This is a genomic window from Sphingopyxis sp. GW247-27LB (assembly GCF_002277025.1).
Taxonomy (GTDB): domain Bacteria; phylum Pseudomonadota; class Alphaproteobacteria; order Sphingomonadales; family Sphingomonadaceae; genus Sphingopyxis.
Map to the genome: position 1 here is coordinate 28,145 of NZ_NIWD01000007.1, position 17,175 is coordinate 45,319.

General features: G+C 57.9%; 16 protein-coding genes. All 16 read left to right on the top strand.

The window, feature by feature from the left end; all coding sequences use genetic code 11:
- Nucleotides 1-290: 290 nt before the first annotated feature.
- The 16 genes from CD928_RS06620 to CD928_RS06695 all read left to right on the top strand — a co-directional run bounded on the left by CD928_RS06620 (nucleotide 291) and on the right by CD928_RS06695 (nucleotide 17,175).
- Nucleotides 291-605 carry a non-heme iron oxygenase ferredoxin subunit gene (locus CD928_RS06620; protein ID WP_095386337.1) on the top strand — a complete coding sequence of 105 codons (315 nt, stop codon included), beginning with the start codon at nucleotides 291-293 and terminating at the stop codon, nucleotides 603-605.
- A 51-nt stretch (nucleotides 606-656) separates the two neighbouring features.
- Complete coding sequence (locus tag CD928_RS06625) at nucleotides 657-2,177, top strand: aldehyde dehydrogenase (protein ID WP_095386338.1); 1,521 nt, start codon at nucleotides 657-659, stop codon at nucleotides 2,175-2,177.
- Nucleotides 2,174-3,235, top strand: a complete 1,062-nt coding sequence (locus CD928_RS06630) for a 2Fe-2S iron-sulfur cluster-binding protein (protein WP_095386339.1) — start codon at nucleotides 2,174-2,176, stop codon at nucleotides 3,233-3,235. Before CD928_RS06625 ends, CD928_RS06630 begins: the two co-directional genes overlap by 4 nt.
- Nucleotides 3,236-3,261: 26 nt before the next feature.
- Nucleotides 3,262-4,512 carry an aromatic ring-hydroxylating dioxygenase subunit alpha gene (locus CD928_RS06635; protein ID WP_095386340.1) on the top strand — a complete coding sequence of 417 codons (1,251 nt, stop codon included), beginning with the start codon at nucleotides 3,262-3,264 and terminating at the stop codon, nucleotides 4,510-4,512.
- Between the two features lie 14 nt (nucleotides 4,513-4,526).
- Nucleotides 4,527-4,994: an aromatic-ring-hydroxylating dioxygenase subunit beta gene (locus CD928_RS06640; RefSeq protein ID WP_176473485.1), complete on the top strand. Its 468-nt coding sequence runs from the start codon at nucleotides 4,527-4,529 to the stop codon at nucleotides 4,992-4,994.
- Nucleotides 4,995-5,043: 49 nt separating this feature from the next.
- Nucleotides 5,044-5,949, top strand: a complete 906-nt coding sequence (locus CD928_RS06645; RefSeq protein WP_095386342.1) for a VOC family protein — start codon at nucleotides 5,044-5,046, stop codon at nucleotides 5,947-5,949.
- A gap of 481 nt (nucleotides 5,950-6,430) precedes the next feature.
- Nucleotides 6,431-8,932, top strand: coding sequence for a TonB-dependent receptor (locus CD928_RS06650; RefSeq protein ID WP_255247064.1), 2,502 nt, complete (start codon nucleotides 6,431-6,433; stop codon nucleotides 8,930-8,932).
- A gap of 38 nt (nucleotides 8,933-8,970) precedes the next feature.
- Nucleotides 8,971-9,951, top strand: coding sequence for a dihydrodipicolinate synthase family protein (locus CD928_RS06655; protein WP_217983735.1), 981 nt, complete (start codon nucleotides 8,971-8,973; stop codon nucleotides 9,949-9,951).
- A 10-nt stretch (nucleotides 9,952-9,961) separates the two neighbouring features.
- A complete protein-coding gene (locus tag CD928_RS06660) occupies nucleotides 9,962-10,561 on the top strand; it encodes a 2-hydroxychromene-2-carboxylate isomerase (RefSeq protein WP_095386344.1) in 600 nt (199 codons plus the stop codon).
- 24 nt (nucleotides 10,562-10,585) lie between these two features.
- Entirely contained in the window at nucleotides 10,586-11,917 is a 1,332-nt protein-coding gene (locus CD928_RS06665; protein ID WP_217983736.1) for an aromatic ring-hydroxylating dioxygenase subunit alpha, read from the top strand.
- A gap of 40 nt (nucleotides 11,918-11,957) precedes the next feature.
- Nucleotides 11,958-12,533: an aromatic-ring-hydroxylating dioxygenase subunit beta gene (locus CD928_RS06670; RefSeq protein WP_095386346.1), complete on the top strand. Its 576-nt coding sequence runs from the start codon at nucleotides 11,958-11,960 to the stop codon at nucleotides 12,531-12,533.
- 79 nt (nucleotides 12,534-12,612) lie between these two features.
- Nucleotides 12,613-13,434, top strand: coding sequence for a 3-(cis-5,6-dihydroxycyclohexa-1,3-dien-1-yl)propanoate dehydrogenase (gene hcaB / locus CD928_RS06675; protein ID WP_095386347.1), 822 nt, complete (start codon nucleotides 12,613-12,615; stop codon nucleotides 13,432-13,434).
- Nucleotides 13,435-13,461: 27 nt separating this feature from the next.
- Nucleotides 13,462-14,370: a fumarylacetoacetate hydrolase family protein gene (locus CD928_RS06680; protein WP_095386348.1), complete on the top strand. Its 909-nt coding sequence runs from the start codon at nucleotides 13,462-13,464 to the stop codon at nucleotides 14,368-14,370.
- A complete protein-coding gene (locus CD928_RS06685) occupies nucleotides 14,306-15,403 on the top strand; it encodes a 2Fe-2S iron-sulfur cluster-binding protein (protein ID WP_176473486.1) in 1,098 nt (365 codons plus the stop codon). The genes CD928_RS06680 and CD928_RS06685 overlap by 65 nt, the downstream gene beginning before the upstream one ends.
- The gene (gene gtdA / locus CD928_RS06690) at nucleotides 15,393-16,442 is read left to right on the top strand and encodes a gentisate 1,2-dioxygenase (RefSeq protein WP_095386349.1); all 1,050 of its coding nucleotides are present in this window, start codon (nucleotides 15,393-15,395) and stop codon (nucleotides 16,440-16,442) included. The genes CD928_RS06685 and gtdA overlap by 11 nt, the downstream gene beginning before the upstream one ends.
- A 70-nt stretch (nucleotides 16,443-16,512) precedes the next feature.
- Entirely contained in the window at nucleotides 16,513-17,175 is a 663-nt protein-coding gene (locus CD928_RS06695) for a fumarylacetoacetate hydrolase family protein (RefSeq protein ID WP_255247065.1), read from the top strand.

Here is a 17,175-nt window from a genome sequence, read left to right on the forward strand (position 1 = left end):
GAAATCGTTCCGCAGCGTAAACAGGCCCAACATGGCGCACAATCGCCTTGGCTGCGCCTCTGTCCGTTCTCGACCCCGACTGCCCCGGCCAAAGGACTGGTGCCCGGGTTCTGCAACCTCGCCTCAATTCCGCAGGCCGCCCCCCGCGTTCGGGAGACTCGGGTATTCGAGGAAATATCACTGTCCGTGATGGAGTCTATTTGAACCTGCTGTTTGACGCAATGAGGTTCCAAGCTATCCGCATTAGGAAACTTGGTGACTTGAATTCTGGATAAGGCGCGGGTGAGCGCATGCGAAAGGCAGTGGCAAAAGTTGAGGCAGTTACGCCGGGGGAGATGCTTCCCGTGGACATCGAGGGGCTGCCTCCAATCGTGATCTTTAATCTGGATGGAGAATTATTCGCGACCAGCAATATTTGCACGCATGCCGTCGCCCGGCTCAGCGACGGTTTTTTCGAGGAGGGGGTTATAGAGTGCCCGCTTCATTCCGGGTGCTTCGATGTGAGAACCGGCGAGGCCACGGAATTTCCATGTGAAATACCGCTCAAGACCTACAACGTCGAGGTCGATGGCGATGACATCCTGGTTGAATTTGACGAGGCGTGAATTGAATTCATTTAGCCCGTGAAATGGGCCTAGTGCAGGAGAATGAGGAAGATGACTGGGGATCAATCAGTTATTAAGCGCCATCAGGAATTGGCGCAAAAGTTGCTCCAGCCGGTTTACGGGCACTACATCAATGGCGAGTGGGTTGAGTCTCGCTCGCGCGAGACGATTGACATGGTCGATCCGACGACCGGCCAGGCGCTAGCGAAGATCCAGTCAGGCGTTGGGGAGGATGCTGTGCGTGCCGTTGAGGCAGCGGCGGCGGCTTTCCCATCCTGGTCTGCGACTTCGCCGGCCCAGCGCCAGGAGATCCTGGCCGAAATGGGGCGCCGGCTGAAGGCGCGGGCCGAGGATTTCGCGATGATCGACACGCTCGACAATGGCAAGCCGTTCATGGAGGCGATGCATTTTGACATCCCGATGGCCATTGAGCAGTTCCAGGTCTTTTCCGGGATGCCATGGTTGATTCATGGTCTCACCATGGAGGTGCCGAACGGCTTGGGGTTGGTGTTGCGCGAGCCGCTGGGGGTTTGCGCCCAGATCATCCCCTGGAACGTGCCACTCATCATGATGGCGTCGAAGATTGCGCCCGCGCTAGCGGCGGGCAACACCGTTGTCCTCAAGCCGGCCGAGGCGGTCTGTCTTTCGGTTCTCGCATTTGTCAAGGAAGTGCAGGATCTCCTGCCGCCGGGCGTTCTCAACGTGGTGACCGGCTATGGGCCGAATATCGGCGAGGCGCTCGTCACGCATCCCCTGGTGCGCAAGGTGGCGTTCACCGGCTCGCGTCCCACGGCGCAAAAGCTGATCCAATACGCATCGGTCAACATCATTCCCCAGACCATGGAGCTGGGTGGCAAGTCGGCCAATATCGTTTGCGCCGATGCCAATCTCGATGGCGCGGCCGAAGGGGCTGCAATGTCGACTGTGCTCAACAAGGGCGAGGTGTGCCTTGCCGGCAGCCGGACCTTCGTTCACGTGGATGTTCTCGAGGAATTCACCGAAAAATTCCTGGCCTTGCTTGCTCGCGTGCCTTCGGGCGACCCTACCGAACCGGGGACGGTTCTGGGGCCGCAGGCTTCGCGGATGCAATATGACAAGGTTTTGGGCTATATCGATGCGGGGCGCAAGGAAGGCGCGCAATGCCTGATTGGGGGTGGCCGTCGCGAGGTCGAGGCTTGCCCGGACGGGTTGTTCATCGAGCCGACGGTGTTTGCCGGTGTGCGCAATGAAATGCGTATCGCGCAGGAGGAAATTTTCGGACCGGTCAATGTCGTGATCCCATGGAGCGACGAGGATGAGGTCATTCGCATGGCCAACGATAATCTCTATGGTCTGGGTGGTGGCCTTTGGACGCGCGATCTCAATCGTGCGCACCGCATGGCGCGTCGGATGGAAACGGGAACCGTCTGGATCAACCGCTATTACAACTTCGTCGGCGGCATGCCGATCGGCGGTTACAAGGGCAGCGGCTTCGGCCGCGAGTTTGCGGCCGAAGTTCTCAACCATTACACGCAAACCAAGAGCGTCATCATCTCGCCCGACGATGGCCCGATGGGGGTCTTCGGCGCATGAAGACGGGTTCATGCCCCGGCAAGGTCGCGATCCGAATCGCCGACAGCGATATCGACTTCCATGCCGAGCCGGGCGATCCGCTTTTGCGCGCGGCCCTGCGCAGCGGTATCGGCATGGCGTATGACTGTAATTCGGGCGGCTGCGGTTCGTGTCAGATAGAGCTGGTGGAAGGCGAAATCGAGGACATCTGGCCCGAAGCGCCGGGGATTGGCGCGCGTGCGCGCAAGAGGGGGCGGTTGTTGGCGTGCCAGTGCCGCCCCCTTTCCGATTGTGTGGTGGAGGCCCGTGTCGAGGATCGTTTTCGTCCCGTTGTCTTGCCGCAAAGAAGGTCGGTCCGGTTGGTCGGTTTCCGACCCATCACGCATGATCTGGCCGAATTCACCTTTGCCAGCGAGGATGGAAAGGCCGATTTCCAGCCCGGTCAATATGCGATGCTGGCGATTCCCGGTGTCGAGGGCGAGCGGGCTTATTCGATGGCCAACCTTGCCAATGCCGAGGGGCAATGGTCATTCGTGATCAAGCGGATGGCCGGTGGCGCCGCTTCGAACCGCTTGTTCGACGAGCGCGAAGCGCTCGAAGGGCTTGAGCTCGATGGACCCTATGGCACCGCCTACCTGAGAGAGGAAACGCCAAGAGACATCATTCTCGTGGCCGGTGGTTCAGGCCTTTCGCCCATCCTGTCGATTGCCGCTGGTATCGCCCGGAGCGAGAAGCTGGCGGGCAAGCGCGTCATGGTCTTTTACGGTGGGCGCGAGGCCAAGGATCTGTGCGCGGCCCGCCAACTCGACCGCCTTTTCCCGGACGGGCATCGGTTTGAAGTGATCGAAGCGACTTCCGAAGGCGAGGAAGGCGCCTGGGAGGCGGGAGCTTCGCGCGTGCAATACAAGGGCTTTATCCATGAGGTCCTTGCCGCGTATCTCAAGGAGAACGCATTGGATTTCGGCGGCTTTGCTTATTATTTCTGTGGCCCTCCGCCGATGACCAACGCATTGATCAGAATGCTGCAGCTGGAATTCAATGTTCCAGAAGATCAGTTGTTCTTTGATAGCTTTCTGTGAGCGGTTTTGGATTGGAGAAAGCAATAATGTCGACGATACGAACTCTGGAACATTCGACGCCGAGCAGCATAGATTACCGGGTCTACGATGATCCCGAGATCTTTGCCCTCGAGCAGGAAAGGATTTTCCGGGGTCCGGTGTGGAGCTTCCTTGGGCTTTCAAGCGAGGTTCCTGAAGAGAATTGCTACAAGAGCACCTTCGTCGGCGAAACTCCGGTCGTCTTGGTCGGGGGCAAGGATGGCGCCTTGCACGCTTGGGTCAATCGCTGCGTGCACAAGGGGGCCAAGGTCTGCCGCAATGCGCGAGGAAGGGCGGAGGGCGGCGCCTTCGTTTGCGTCTATCATCAATGGGCTTACGATACGACCGGCGCCTTGCGCTCGGTTCCCTATCGCCGCGGCATGGTGGGCAAGGGCGGGATGCCCGCAAGCTTTGACATCAAGGCGCACAGGATGATGCCGCTACGGGTCGATAAGGTGGGCGACATGATATTCGCAACATTCTCGGATGAGGCGCCCGATCTGCGCAGCTTTCTCGGTCCGGCCATGTGCCGGGCCATCGAGCGGATCTTTGTCCGCCCAACCAAGGTAATCGGACGGGTTGCGCAACGCATAGAGGCGAACTGGAAGCTCTATGCCGAGAACAGCCGCGACAGCTACCATGGCGGCCTGCTGCACCTGTTTTACACCACTTTCGGGCTGTGGCGTCCTGCTCAGGATTCCAAGGCCGAGATCGACGAGGTTTATGGATTTCACAACTCGTTCCAGATCCGCAAGCCGCAGCAAGCAGAAGATCCTCAGAAGCACAAGGAGGAAACCGCCCGTCCGCTCGACGCGATGACCTTGCTTGACCCCACATTGCTTGAATTGCGACAGGATATCGGGGACGACATTTCCCTTTCGATCCAGTCGATTTTCCCATCCGTCGTATTGCAGCAGATTGGCCAGGCCCTTGCCGTGCGGCATATGATCGTCCGCGAACCGGGCGCCATGGACCTTGTCTGGACCTATTTCGGTTTCCAAGATGATGAGGAGGAAATGACACGTCACCGCTTGCGGGCCATCAACATGGTCGGGCCGGCTGGCTATGTTTCGGTTGAAGATGGAGAGGCGGTCGAAATCTGCACCGATGGCATCAAGGGCCCTGACGGCCATTCGCTCATCCTAATGGACATTGAGAAAGCCGAAAACCCAACGGTCCCGATGGGGCTCGATGAGAATGCTGTGCGCGGATTCTGGAAGGGCTATCTTAAACTGATGCGCGCGGGAGAAGGGCAATGACAGGCGATCGGAAGATGGAGGGGCTTGCCGCGGCCGTCGATCGTTTCAATACGCATTACGTCTATGTTGTCGACAATGACGTTTCCAGCTGGCCGGAGTGCTTTGCGGAAGATGGCGGCTATCACGTCCTGACGAAGGACAGCGCATCGGAAGATCTTCCGGCGGGTTTCCTCTTCTTCGAGCGCAAACCCCAGCTTATCGACCGGATCAATGCCTTGCTCAATGCGAGCATCTATCCAAAGGCAAACCTGCGCCACCTGATCGGCGCATGCAAGATCCACGAGGCAACAGGCGATCGGATCAAGGCGACCGCGCCCTTCGTGGTTTACGAATCGCGCGAACAGGAAGTGCCGAGCGTTTACGCGACCGGCCAATATGAAGACGAATTTATCCGGAACGAGGGCGGAGAATTGCTCCTCTTGTCGCGGCGATGCGTGCTCGACAATGACATCGTCCGCACGATGATGGCGCTTCCTCTTTGATACGCATTTGCTGAAAAATCGAATAAGATCTCAGTCAGGAGAAGAATAGATGTCTGGTCCAATTATTGAGCTCGGCTACATGGGCCTTTCGGTTTCGAACGCAGATGCATGGAAGAATTTTGCCGGAAAAATAATGGGCCTTGAGATCAGCGACGAAGGTGAAGGCGACCGCTTTTACCTTCGAATGGACGAGTGGCATCATCGTTTCGTCGTTCATGTCGATGGCCAGGATGACCTTGCTTACATGGGGTGGCGCGTGGCCGGCCGACAGGAACTCGATCAAGCGGCTCGGCTGCTGGAAGCCAATGGAGTCGAGGTCACCTTCGGTTCACCCGAGGAAGCGGCCGAACGGCGCGTTCTTGGTTTGCTCAAGCTCCAGGACCCGGGCGGCAATCCCACGGAAATCTTCTATGGCCCGCAGGTCGATGCCCATCGTCCCTTCCATCCCGGTCGGCCCATGCACGGTCGTTTCGTCACCGGCGCGCAAGGCATGGGGCACAGCATCCTTCGCCAGTCGGACGATGACGCGGCCTATGCCTTTTACGAAATGCTCGGCTTTCGTGGCGACGTGGAATACCACTTGCCCCTGCCCAATGGGATGACGGCCAAGCCGATCTTCATGCACTGCAATGAGCGCGATCATTCGGTCGCTTTTGGCATGGGTCCGATGCCCAAGCGCATCAATCATTTCATGTTTGAATACACCGATCTGCGCGATTTCGGCAGGACGCATGATCTTATTCGCAAGGAAGGCACCGATGTTGCGCTGGCCCTGGGCATGCACTCCAATGACCGGGCGCTCACCTTTTACTGCGCCAATCCATCGGGCTGGCTGTGGGAGCCGAGCTGGAATGGACGGCCGTCGAGCGATGTGCAGGAATATTACGTTTCCGATATTCTTGGCCATGACAATGAAGCAGAAGGCTATGGGATGGACCTTAGGCTGAAGTCGTAGCCTGTGCGGGAGTTGCGAAGTCGTAGGCGGAATTCGACGCAACCATCAAGGGGGTGAGAGCGGATTCGGTCGAGCGAATTTGCCGATGCGCTACGCCAGCATGGCTCGATTTGAGGCTGCCTTGGATTCGGATTACTTCATGGCCTCGCGATCTGTTTGCGTGATCGCTTGGCGCAAGGACTTGGCGTGATCGCTCGACCTCTAGGCGGTGCGATCCAGAAAGCAAGGCGCAGCCGATGCCGCCTGCGCGCCATCCTCTCCACGCCGCCCGCATATCATCTGGGATATGGCGAAGAGGGGGCGGCCTTTGGCGAGAGCCCAATATCCGATCTGGTGATATGGTTTATCAGGCAATCGGTCTGTGCATATATCGCTGACCCCTTTAAATTGGGTTCTAACCTAACCGAGTGAGGCGTGGACGTGCGTCGATGCCTGAAAGCTCTGTCGAATTAACAGATCCAACGAACTGGGAGGGGTGAGCATGTTGATGAATGAAGCAACCGGTAAGAAAAATATCTCTACGAAATTGACCGGGTCGGTCATGGTGCGCGGATCGCTATTGGCTTTGGCTGTCAGTCTGGGGTCTGCGGCTCATGCGCAAGATCAAGGCTCTGCGGCTCATGCGCAAGACCAAGGCTCTGCGGCGCAGGCTCAAGACCAAGGCGAAGGCGGCGACGGCGCCGTGGAACAGGCGCGATCGGGCGGATTGGATGAAATCGTTGTGACCGCCCGGAAAAGGGAGGAAAATCTTCAGGACACCCCCATTTCCGTGACGGCCTTCAGTAGTGAGGCGCTTGAGCGGCGTCAGGCGGATACGGTTGGCGATGTAGGTCGTTTTGCGCCCAACGTAAGCCTTGAACCGGTCGCCAATATTTCCGGCTCAAGCGCATCGATCACCACCTTCATTCGCGGTGTCGGACAGACCGACTTCAATATCACCGTCGATCCAGGCGTGGGGCTATACTACGACGGAGTTTATGTCGCGCGGACAGCGGGGGCATTGCTCGACCTTGGAGATGTGCAGAGCATCCAGATCCTGCGTGGACCGCAGGGAACCTTGTTCGGCAAGAACACTATCGGGGGCGCCATTATCGTCAATTCAATTCCGCCTTCCAATGACTTTGATCTGGAAGGCGAGATCGCAACCGGTAGCTTCAATCGTCTCGATGCCAGGGGGATGATCAATGTCCCCGTCTCCGATCGGGTCGCTGTTCGCGCTGTGGTCGGATTGCGGACCCGCGATGGCTATCAGGAGCGTCTTTCCGATGGGGGACGCCAGGGCAACGTCGACACTCTGGGCGGTCGCATTGCCATTCGTGCGGAGCTGACCGATGATTTCAAGGCGACGCTCAGCTTCGACGCCAACCGGCGGCGCGAGCAATCCGCGGCCAACACATTGCTTCAAGTGTCTGAAGGATTTGATGTTATCGGAGTAGCGGGTGGCTTTCCGGTAACCAATGGTGGCTTTCAGAGTTTCTTCTGGAACAAGGTGCTTCAGGCGCCCAATTGCGGACCGGTGGGAACTCCGGCTCCGGCAACAGTCAATTGCTATGGGCCGCACTGGTTCACCAACAATATCGATAAAACCTGGGGGACGAACCGGAATCTCTCCAATTTTGATCTGTGGGGCACAAACCTCACACTCGATTGGGAAATCGGTTCCGTAGACTTCAAGTCAATTACCGCCTATCGAGAAACCAAGGCACACTTCTCCTTTGATTTTGATGGCTCGCCCATTCCTCTTGGTGAGAGCTTCAACAATATCGATCAGAAGCAATTCTCGCAGGAGTTCCAGTTAACCGGAACGTTATTCGATGGCGTGGTCGATTTCACTGGAGGCCTTTATTACCTGAAGGAGAAGGCCACCGATAGCAATCTTCTCACCTTCGCCTTTGCAGACTTTGTCAGCGGCGGTGATGTCGACAACGATAGCTATGCGGCCTATCTCCAGGCAACCATCAATGTAACGGATCGGTTCTCGATCACCCCGGGCATCCGTTATACCGACGAGACCAAGCGTTTCGACCCATCGCACCAGCGGATCACCGACGATCGAACCGGGGGCGCCTTGCTCCTTCTGAGCCGCTGTTTCGTGCGGCAGACGCCAATCATTCCGCCCGATCCGGCGCTGTGCCCTACGCCGGATACGACGCTCAATCCGCAGGGTGACCATATTCTGCCGGCTGTCGAGGTGCAAACGAAGGCGAGCGAGTGGACGCCCGCGCTCTCGCTGGACTACAAGGTCACCGACCAGACGCTGATCTATGCCTCCTATTCCAAGGGGTTCAAGAGCGGTGGCTTCACACAGCGTATCTTCCCGCCCGAGCCGGCGGCCACGCCGTTCGCGCCGGAATTCGTGGAAAGCTATGAAGTCGGGGTCAAGAGCGAATTGTTCGACCGTCGCCTGCGGCTCAACATTGCGGCGTTCCAGGCGGATTACACCGACATTCAGATTGTCGTGAACGAAGGAATCGCACCGAAGGTTCGCAATGCGGGTCGTGCGCGTATCCGGGGTATCGAGGTCGAAACGCAGGCGAAACTGGCTGACTTCCTTACCATTCAGGGTGGCTTTGGCTATCTCGATGCCTATTACCGGGAGGTTTCGCCGACTGCCGCGCCGGTGAACGTCAATTCGCGCTTCCCTCATGTGCCGAAATGGACAGCCTCCGGTTCGTTCGACGCTGAGCTTTACAAGGGCGATGCGGGCACACTCAGCCTCCATGGCGACTGGAGCTACAAGGGTGGCCACTTCAAGGACGCGATCAACACGCCCGCGCTTTACCAAGAAGGGTACAGCATGTTTGGCGCGAACCTGAGTTACGAACTGCCCGGGGATAACTGGGATGTGAGAGTCGGGTTCACGAACCTGACTGACAAGCGCTATCTCCTGGGCGGATATTCCGACCTTCAACAGACCGGCGCCACGACTGGGGCCTATTCTCGTCCTCGCGAGTGGTTCCTCAAGCTTCGTTATCGTTATTGAACGGTTGAGCCAGAGGCAGGAAGGATCGGATTATTGCAATGGCTAGTCATAGAGTAGGGGTGGCTGATGTGCAGGGGGTGTGGGCCATCATGCCCACACCGTCCAAGCCCAACGCAGAGGACCCTAATGCGCGCGATACGGTGGATCTCGACGAAACCGCGCGGGTCGTCAAAGCGCTGATCGACTCAGGGGCCGACGGCATCCTGACGCTCGGTTCGCTGGGGGAGGTGGCCACGCTGACCTGGGATGAGAAGCGCGATTTCATGAAGGCGCTTGTCGAGGCTGCAGGCGGCAGGGTGCCTGTCTTTGGGGGGACTTCGACCCTGTCGACGCGCACCACAATCGATGAAACGCGCGCGGCGCGCGATATCGGGGTCGATGGCACCATGGTCGGTCCGCCGATGTGGTGCGCGCCCGATGTTCCCACGGCCGTGCAGTTCTACCGCGATCTTGCGGAAGCCTGCCCCGACATGTCGATTTGCATCTACGCAAATCCGGAGGCCTTCAAATTCGAATTCCCGCGCCCCTTTTGGGCGCAGGTTTCCGAGATCCCGCAGGTTGTCACTGCAAAATATCTGGGCATTGGCGCACTGGTGCCGGATCTCAACCTGACGAAAAGACGGATCCGCTTTTTGCCGATCGATATTGACTACTATGCGGCGGCGAAGATCGATCCGGAATTCTGCACGGCCTTCTGGTCGAGCGGCGCGGTATGCGGTCCCAACCCGGTGATCGCTTTGCGTGATGCGGTGGCGCAGGCCAAGACGTCAGGCGATTGGAGCAAGGCCGAAGAGCTGACCGGCGCGATGGCACAGACCTATCAGACGCTCTTTCCGCAGGGCTCGTTCAAGGTCTTTTCTTCCTATAACATCCCGCTCGAAAAGGCGCGGATGGATGCCGCAGGATGGATGAAGGCTGGTCCTTGTCGTCCGCCCTACAACATTGTTCCCGAGGATTATCTCGAAGGCGGGCGCGAGTCCGGGCGGCGTTGGGCAAAACTTCACAAGAGCTTGGCGTGAGGCGCGAGTGATGGAGCAGCGCACCAAGGTGATCGATTTCTTTTTCGATTTCATGAGCCCGTTTGCCTATCTGGCGCATAGCCAATTGCCGGAGCTTGCGCGCAAGCACGGTTATGAACTGCGCTATCGCCCGATCGATCTGCCTGCGGCCAAGTTGGCTGCAGGCAATACCGGTCCGCCCAATGTGTCGATGCCTATCAAGTTGCGCTATCTGCGTAAGGATCTCGATCGCTGGGCTGAGCGGTACAAGATCCCGATCTCCTTTCCTCCATCCCTGAAGTCGGAGCTGGCCAATAAGGGCGTGTTTTTCGCCGAGGCCAAGGGGCAGTACGAGGATTATGTCCGCCATGTTTGGTCCCATTCCTGGGGTGAGGGGCAGGACATGTCGAGCGAGGATCTGCTGGCTGAGATAGCGAGCGAGTTGGGGTGGGAGCCAGATGCCTTTCTCGCCTATGTTCACTCCGAAGAAGCCGAAGATGCCTACCGATTAAGCAATGAGGAAGCGCATTCGCGCGGCGTATTCGGCGCGCCGATCATGATGATTGGCGAGGAAATGTGGTGGGGGAACGACCGATTGTTCTTCCTTGATGAATATCTATCGAGCCAGTGAAAAATTGAAATTGGGATTTATGCTATGGATGACCTGATCGACACCAAGCGTGGTTTGCAATCCGCCAGTATGTTCATCGATCCACATCTTTATGAGGTGGAGATGGAGAAGATTTTCGGCCGTTGCTGGCTCTTTCTCACTCATGAGTCGGCCATTCCGAATTATGGCGACTTTGTTATTGCGAAAATGGGCGAAGACGAAGTCCTCGTGGTTCGCCAAGCGGACGGAACGGTCAAGGCCTTTCTCAATGTCTGTCGGCACCGCGGTGCTCGCGTATGCCCTGTCGAGGCGGGGAACCGGCGTGCCTTCGTCTGCAGCTATCACGGGTGGTCCTACGCCGCCGATGGGTCATTGGCGACCGTCCCCTTCGAGAAGGAGCTTTATGGCGGCAAGATCGACCGCTGCGCGCACGGTTTGAAAGAGGTGGCAAAGGTTGATAGCTATCGCGGCTTCCTGTTCGGCAATTTCGATCCAGGGGCGATCTCGCTTGAAGACTATCTGGGCGATGTCCGCTGGTATCTGGATATCTGGATGGAAGCGAGCGGGGGTGTGGAACTGATCGGTCCGCCGGCGCGCTCGATCGTTCATTGCAACTGGAAAGCGCCGACTGAAAATTTTGTTGGTGATGCCTATCACGTTGGGTGGACTCATGCTTCCTCTTTGGCGGTGAGCCGTTCGATGTTTTCCCCGATGTCGGGAAATCAAAGGCTGCCCCCCGCAGGGGCTGGTGCGCAGATTGCAACGCGCTTTGGCCACGGACTGGGCATTCTTTACGATGTCAATCCGGGCGGCCAACCCGCGCAGACGGCCGAGAAAATCCTGGCCTGGCAGGCCACGAAAAAGGGCAAGATCGCGGAGAAATACGGGGAGCTCAAGGCACGTTTCTACGGTTCGCATCTCAACGGTTCGTTGTTCCCGAATGTTTCCTACCTTTGGGGGACCAACACGTTCAAGATCTGGCAGCCGCGTGGTCCGAGCGAGACGGAAGTTTGGACCTGGGCGATCGCGGAAAAGGATACGCCCGAGGATCTGAAGCGGGATATCTACAACGGCGTACACGGAACCTTCGGAACCGCAGGCTACTGGGAAGCTGACGACAACGACAACATGGAATCGGCTTCGCTTCTACCGACAGGTTGGCAGTCGCGCAAGTTGCGACTCAACGCCCAGATGGGGATCGGCAACGACACGGTGATGGACGAAATGCCCGGCGTGATCGGCCAGGCGGCGATCGGCGAAACGTCCTACCGCGGATACTACCGCTTTTATGACGAGATCCTGAAGCTTCCTTCTTGGGATGCTTTCGATCTGAATGACGAGGGATGGAAGCAGCAATTGATCGACGCCGATTGCTGATCATCCCTTTGCAAAATCTAGGCTTTCAGGATGCTATAAAATGGAAAACGCAAATCAAATCGTCAAAACGATGGGCGCGGATGTATGGGATGGCGATCCGGAGCTGATCGCCGATCACGATCTGCTTCACAGGGTGCAGGCTTTCACCAATCGCGAAGCGAGGTTGCTCGATACCGGGCGGGTGCGGGAATGGCTCGACGAGATGATCCATCCCGACATTTGTTATGTCATAATCAGCCGACAGCTGCGATACATCGAAGAGCGTCGCTATTCGCCGCCCGACAGCGTTTTCATCTACGACGATGATCACGGTGCGCTCAATGCACGTGTGGAGCAGCAGTTGCATCCGCAGAATTGGCGCGTCAATCCACACGAGGCTTATGTGCGGATCGGCACAAACCTCGAGGTTACCAAAGGTAGCGCAAAAGACAGGCTTTTCGTGCGGACGAATTGGCACCTTCGTCGCATGCGTCGGCAGTATGAGATCGACGATTTCATCTATTCCCGACACGACGAGCTGGTCATCACCCCGGATCAGGGGTTCAAGTTCGTGAAGCGCTTCATTGCGTTCCCGGAGCGCTGTGTGCAGGGCCGTAATATGACGCTGTTCCTGTAAGCGCCTGCATAAAGCAAGAAATCTGTAGGCTCGACCTTGTTTGAGCGCTGGGTCGGCGTGCGGATCAAGGAGGACAAGAATGGGTTGGTTGGAAGGTAAGATTGCGTTGATCACTGGCGGAGGCGCTGGCCTTGGGCTGGCACTGACGCGGCGTTTTGTCAAAGAAGGCGCGCGTATTCTCGTCATGGAGCGCGATGCAGAGCGCGCGGCCAAGGTCAAGGACGAGCTGGGCGACAAGGTGGAGATTCATGTTGGTGATGTCACGTCTTATGCCGACAATGAAGCCGCGGTTGCCAAGGCGGTTGAGAGCTTTGGCCAGCTTGATTGTTTCGTGGCCAATGCGGGCGTCTTTGACTTTTTCAAGCCCCTTGCCGAATACAAGGGGGATGAGCTGGCGGCCGCTTTCGATGAGCTGATGGCCGTCAACCTCAAGGGTGGGCTCCTTGGCGCTCGCGCTGCTTTGCCCGAGCTGGTCCGCTCCAAGGGCAACATGATCTTCTCGATCTCCAACTCCGGGTTCTATACTGGTGGAGGCGGACCGGTCTACACTGCGTCCAAGCACGGGGTGGTCGGGCTGGTGAGGCAACTGGCTCATGAGCTGGCGCCCAAGGTGCGGGTCAATGGGGTCGCGCCAGGCGGAATGCATACCAATCTCTCGGGGCTCAAGGCGACCGATACGGACAACCAGAGCCTCAAGGAGATGGAGGGTTTCGACGAGCTGATCATCGGAATCACGCCGCTGCGTATGGCGCCGACGCCCGAGCAATATTGCGGGCCTTATGTCCTGCTCGCCTCTGAGGAGAACGCGGCACCGACGACGGGCGTCGTCATCAATACCGATGGCGGCCTTGGCGTGCGGGGTATCATGAACGTCAATGGCGGCGACGAGCTCGAGATCTGAGCGCAGACACACAGAGAGGCGGAGCAGATGAGAATCTGCAGGTTCAATACGGATCGGGTCGGGATCGTCGAGGGCGATGAAGTTTTCGACGTCAGCGGGGCATTGGCTTGCCTTCCCGACAGCCGCTGGCCGTTTCCGCAAAAGGACATATTCATCGCGGAGCTTGCACGATTGCTCCCGCTCATGTCGGAATTGAAGGAACAGGCCACGCCCACGCCGATCGCGGATGTCCGGCTCGAAGCCCCTGTCGCCAACCCATCGAAGCTGATCAACGCGCCGATCAACTATCGCGCGCACATCGAGGAAACGGCGGCCAACCAGGAAATTGCCCATGGTCGCGACATGACCAAATGCATCTGGCATTGGGGGCTGTTCCTAAAGGCCAACAGCGCCCTTTCCGGGGCTGGCGAACCTATCCGCCTGCGTTATCCAGGGCGCAGGATCGATCATGAGATCGAACTTGCGGTGATCATCGGCACACAGTGCCACGGTGTGACGCGCGATGAGGCCCTGAAATATGTGGCGGGCTATACGGTCGGATTGGACATCACCATCCGGGGGCCGGAACTGCAAAGTTTCCGCAAGTCGGCTGATAGCTTTGCGGTGCTTGGTCCGTGGATGGTCACAGCGGACGAGATTGACGATCCGGGGTGTCTCGGCCTGGAATTGCGGGTCAACGGCCAGATTCGTCAAAAGGCCAACACCCGCGATCTTGTCTACGACGTTCCCAAGCTGATCGAATACGCCTCCTCGATGTATCAACTCAATCCTGGCGATGTCATTTTTACTGGCACGCCGGAAGGAGTCGGGCCCATCGAAGCGGGAGATAGGATCGAGGCGAGGATCAGCGAGATCGGCGAATTGCGCGTCGATGTGGCTCCTGAAATTGTCGCGCTTCCGCGACACGATCCTGTTCTCAAGGAAATGCAATGCTGAAATCGGCATGATCGTCCAAGTCAAACCGATACGCAGGATCGTGCAATGCGACGAAGGCGAAGGGTTGCTCGACGTGCTTCTTCGGGAAGGTCTGCCCATTTCTTACAGCTGCAAGACCGGCAATTGCGGTATGTGCGAGGTGGAACCTTTCGATCTGTTTGCGCCCGATCGCCACAAGCAGTCTGTCCTGATGCAGAAGAACAAGGCCTTTCTTGCGTGCCAAAGAAACATCTCGATGGACATGGGGGTGCGTCTCCCATCGGTCAGACCGGCGGTGAACGTCCCCTTCCAGTATCATCGCGGCCGGATCACTGCTCTTGAAGAGATAGAGACCAACGTCATCCAGTTTGACTTCGATATCGGGCGAAGGCCGGCGCGTTTTTTCCCAGGGCAGAAATATGCTCTTGCCATGGATCGGGGGCGCTCCCCTCTCCTGTTTCCCGCCAATGCACCTGGTCAGTCGACCCTGAGCTTCCTTGTCGAAGCAGACACAGCGCCACAGTTCCTTGTTGAATTGAAGAAGGGGATATCCGCCGGGCAGGAATTCAAGCTCGTCGGACCCATCGGAAAGGGCTATGTCCTGCCGCAAGACGAGGCCGCTGCCCTGGTTTGCGGGGTTGGCCCTGGAATGGTCGCGGTGCGCTCGATCGTTGAGGCGCTGATCGCGCAGAATCCGAACCGAGCGGTGCAGTTTCTGTTGCAGCCGTCGGCTTCCTTCATGCACCTGGTCGACGGTATCTGCAATTTGTGCACGCAACATCTGCCCAATAGCGAGCTCGTCGTGTTCAACGGACCGCAGCCGAAGGCATCGATGAGGCTGACCAGCCGACGTGGTTCGACGACCGAGATGATCGATTTCATCCAGCTCGAACGCCATCGGATCAAGGCGGAGCAGGCCAATGTCTTCGCCCCCGGCTTCGCTGTTTTGCCCCTCATGATGAGCCTGATGAAAGCTGGCCTCGATCAGGACGCAATATTTTTCACCGAGGCCGAGATCAATTTTGTTGAAGAGGAGGGCGTCAATGTCTCCTGATGGTAAGACGGCGAGCCAAGGGCACAATATCCGCCAGGCATTTTATGAAAAAATTGATCCTCACAACCTTACCCCCTTGTGGGAAGTGCTCGGAGCGCTCGTTCCCGAAACGCCCACTCCTCGCGCGCAAGCCTACAAATGGGATTTTGCCCAGGCGCGGGACTATCTCATGGAGGCGGGCGATCTGATCTCGGCAGAAGAGGCCGAGCGCCGGGTTCTGGTGCTGGAAAATCCGGGCTTGCGCGGGCAATCGCGCATTAGCGACGGTCTCTATGCGGGCCTTCAACTGATCCTCCCCAACGAGGTGGCTCCTGCGCACCGCCACACGCAATCGGCTCTCCGCCTCGTCTTGTCGGGGGAGGGAGCCTATACGGCCGTCGATGGCGAGCGCACGACCATGCGGCGCGGGGATTTCATCATTACGCCGGCCTGGACCTATCACGATCATGGCAATGAAGGTGACCAGCCAGTCATCTGGCTCGACGGGCTCGATATCCCGATCGTTGAATTGCTGAACGCCGGTTTTCGCGAGGGCGCTCCGGAAAAATCGCAGATCGTTCAGAGACCGGAGGGCGATGCGCGTGCGCGTTACGGTAGCAACATGCTGCCCGTCGATTTCGAAGGCGAGCAGGGGATGGCCACCAAGCTCTTCGTTTATCCCTATGTCGATGCGCTCCGATCGGTCGAAAAGATCGCCAGTTCGCCGACCGATGACCATTTTGGATACAAGCTTCGCTATATCGATCCGACGACGGGCTCCTCCCCCATCCCGACGATCGGAGCATTTCTCCAGCTCTTGCCCCGAGGGATGCGCACGCGAGGCTATCGTTGCACGGATTCAACAATTTATGTCTGCCTCGAGGGGCGAGGAACTTCCTTTATCGAAGGCCAGGAATTCCCCTTCGCACAGAACGATATTTTCATCGTGCCTTCTTGGCATCAGCTGGAAATCGCTGCGGCCGAAGAGACGGTTCTCTACAGCTATTCGGACCGGCCCGTCCAGAAAATGCTCGGCTTGTGGCGCGAGGCGCGATTGTAACGTGCATGACTGAATTTTCAGGGGAATTATCTTGAGAGAACTTTGCTTTGAACTTCCGCCATCTCCTACCTTGACGATCGAGGAGAGCGATAAATGCTTTCCGGTCAACCGTATCTACTGTGTGGGAAAGAATTACGCGGCCCATGCCCGGGAAATGGGGCGGGATGAACGCGAGCCGCCGTTCTTCTTCATGAAGCCGGCCAATGCAGCGGTGGATGCAGCCCATCCGATCGAACTCGAATATCCACCGCAGACCAGCAATTTCCACTATGAGCTCGAACTGGTGGCCGTGCTGGGGGCGCCATTGCAAAACGCCACACAGGAAGAGGCGATCGAAGCCATTTTCGGCTATGCTGTGGGCCTCGACATGACCCGGCGCGACCTGCAGCTCGAAGCGCGGGAAAAGGGGCGCCCTTGGGAGCTTGGCAAATCCTTCAGCCGATCAGCGCCGATCGGAGCGATCCGTCAAGCCAAGGAGTGGCCGGATTCGCAGATCGTCCTCACCGTCAATGGCGAGGCCCGCCAGGAGAGCCGAACTTCCATGATGCTTTGGGGCGTGGCGGAGAGCCTCGCCTTTCTCTCGCAATTTGACACGCTTGAACCAGGCGATGTGTTGATGACCGGAACGCCTGCCGGGGTCGGTCCGGTAACACCCGGCGACAAGATGGTGGGAACGATCACGCAATTGCGGCCCATCGAGGTGCTCATCACCGAGCCCAAGCAGGATAGATGA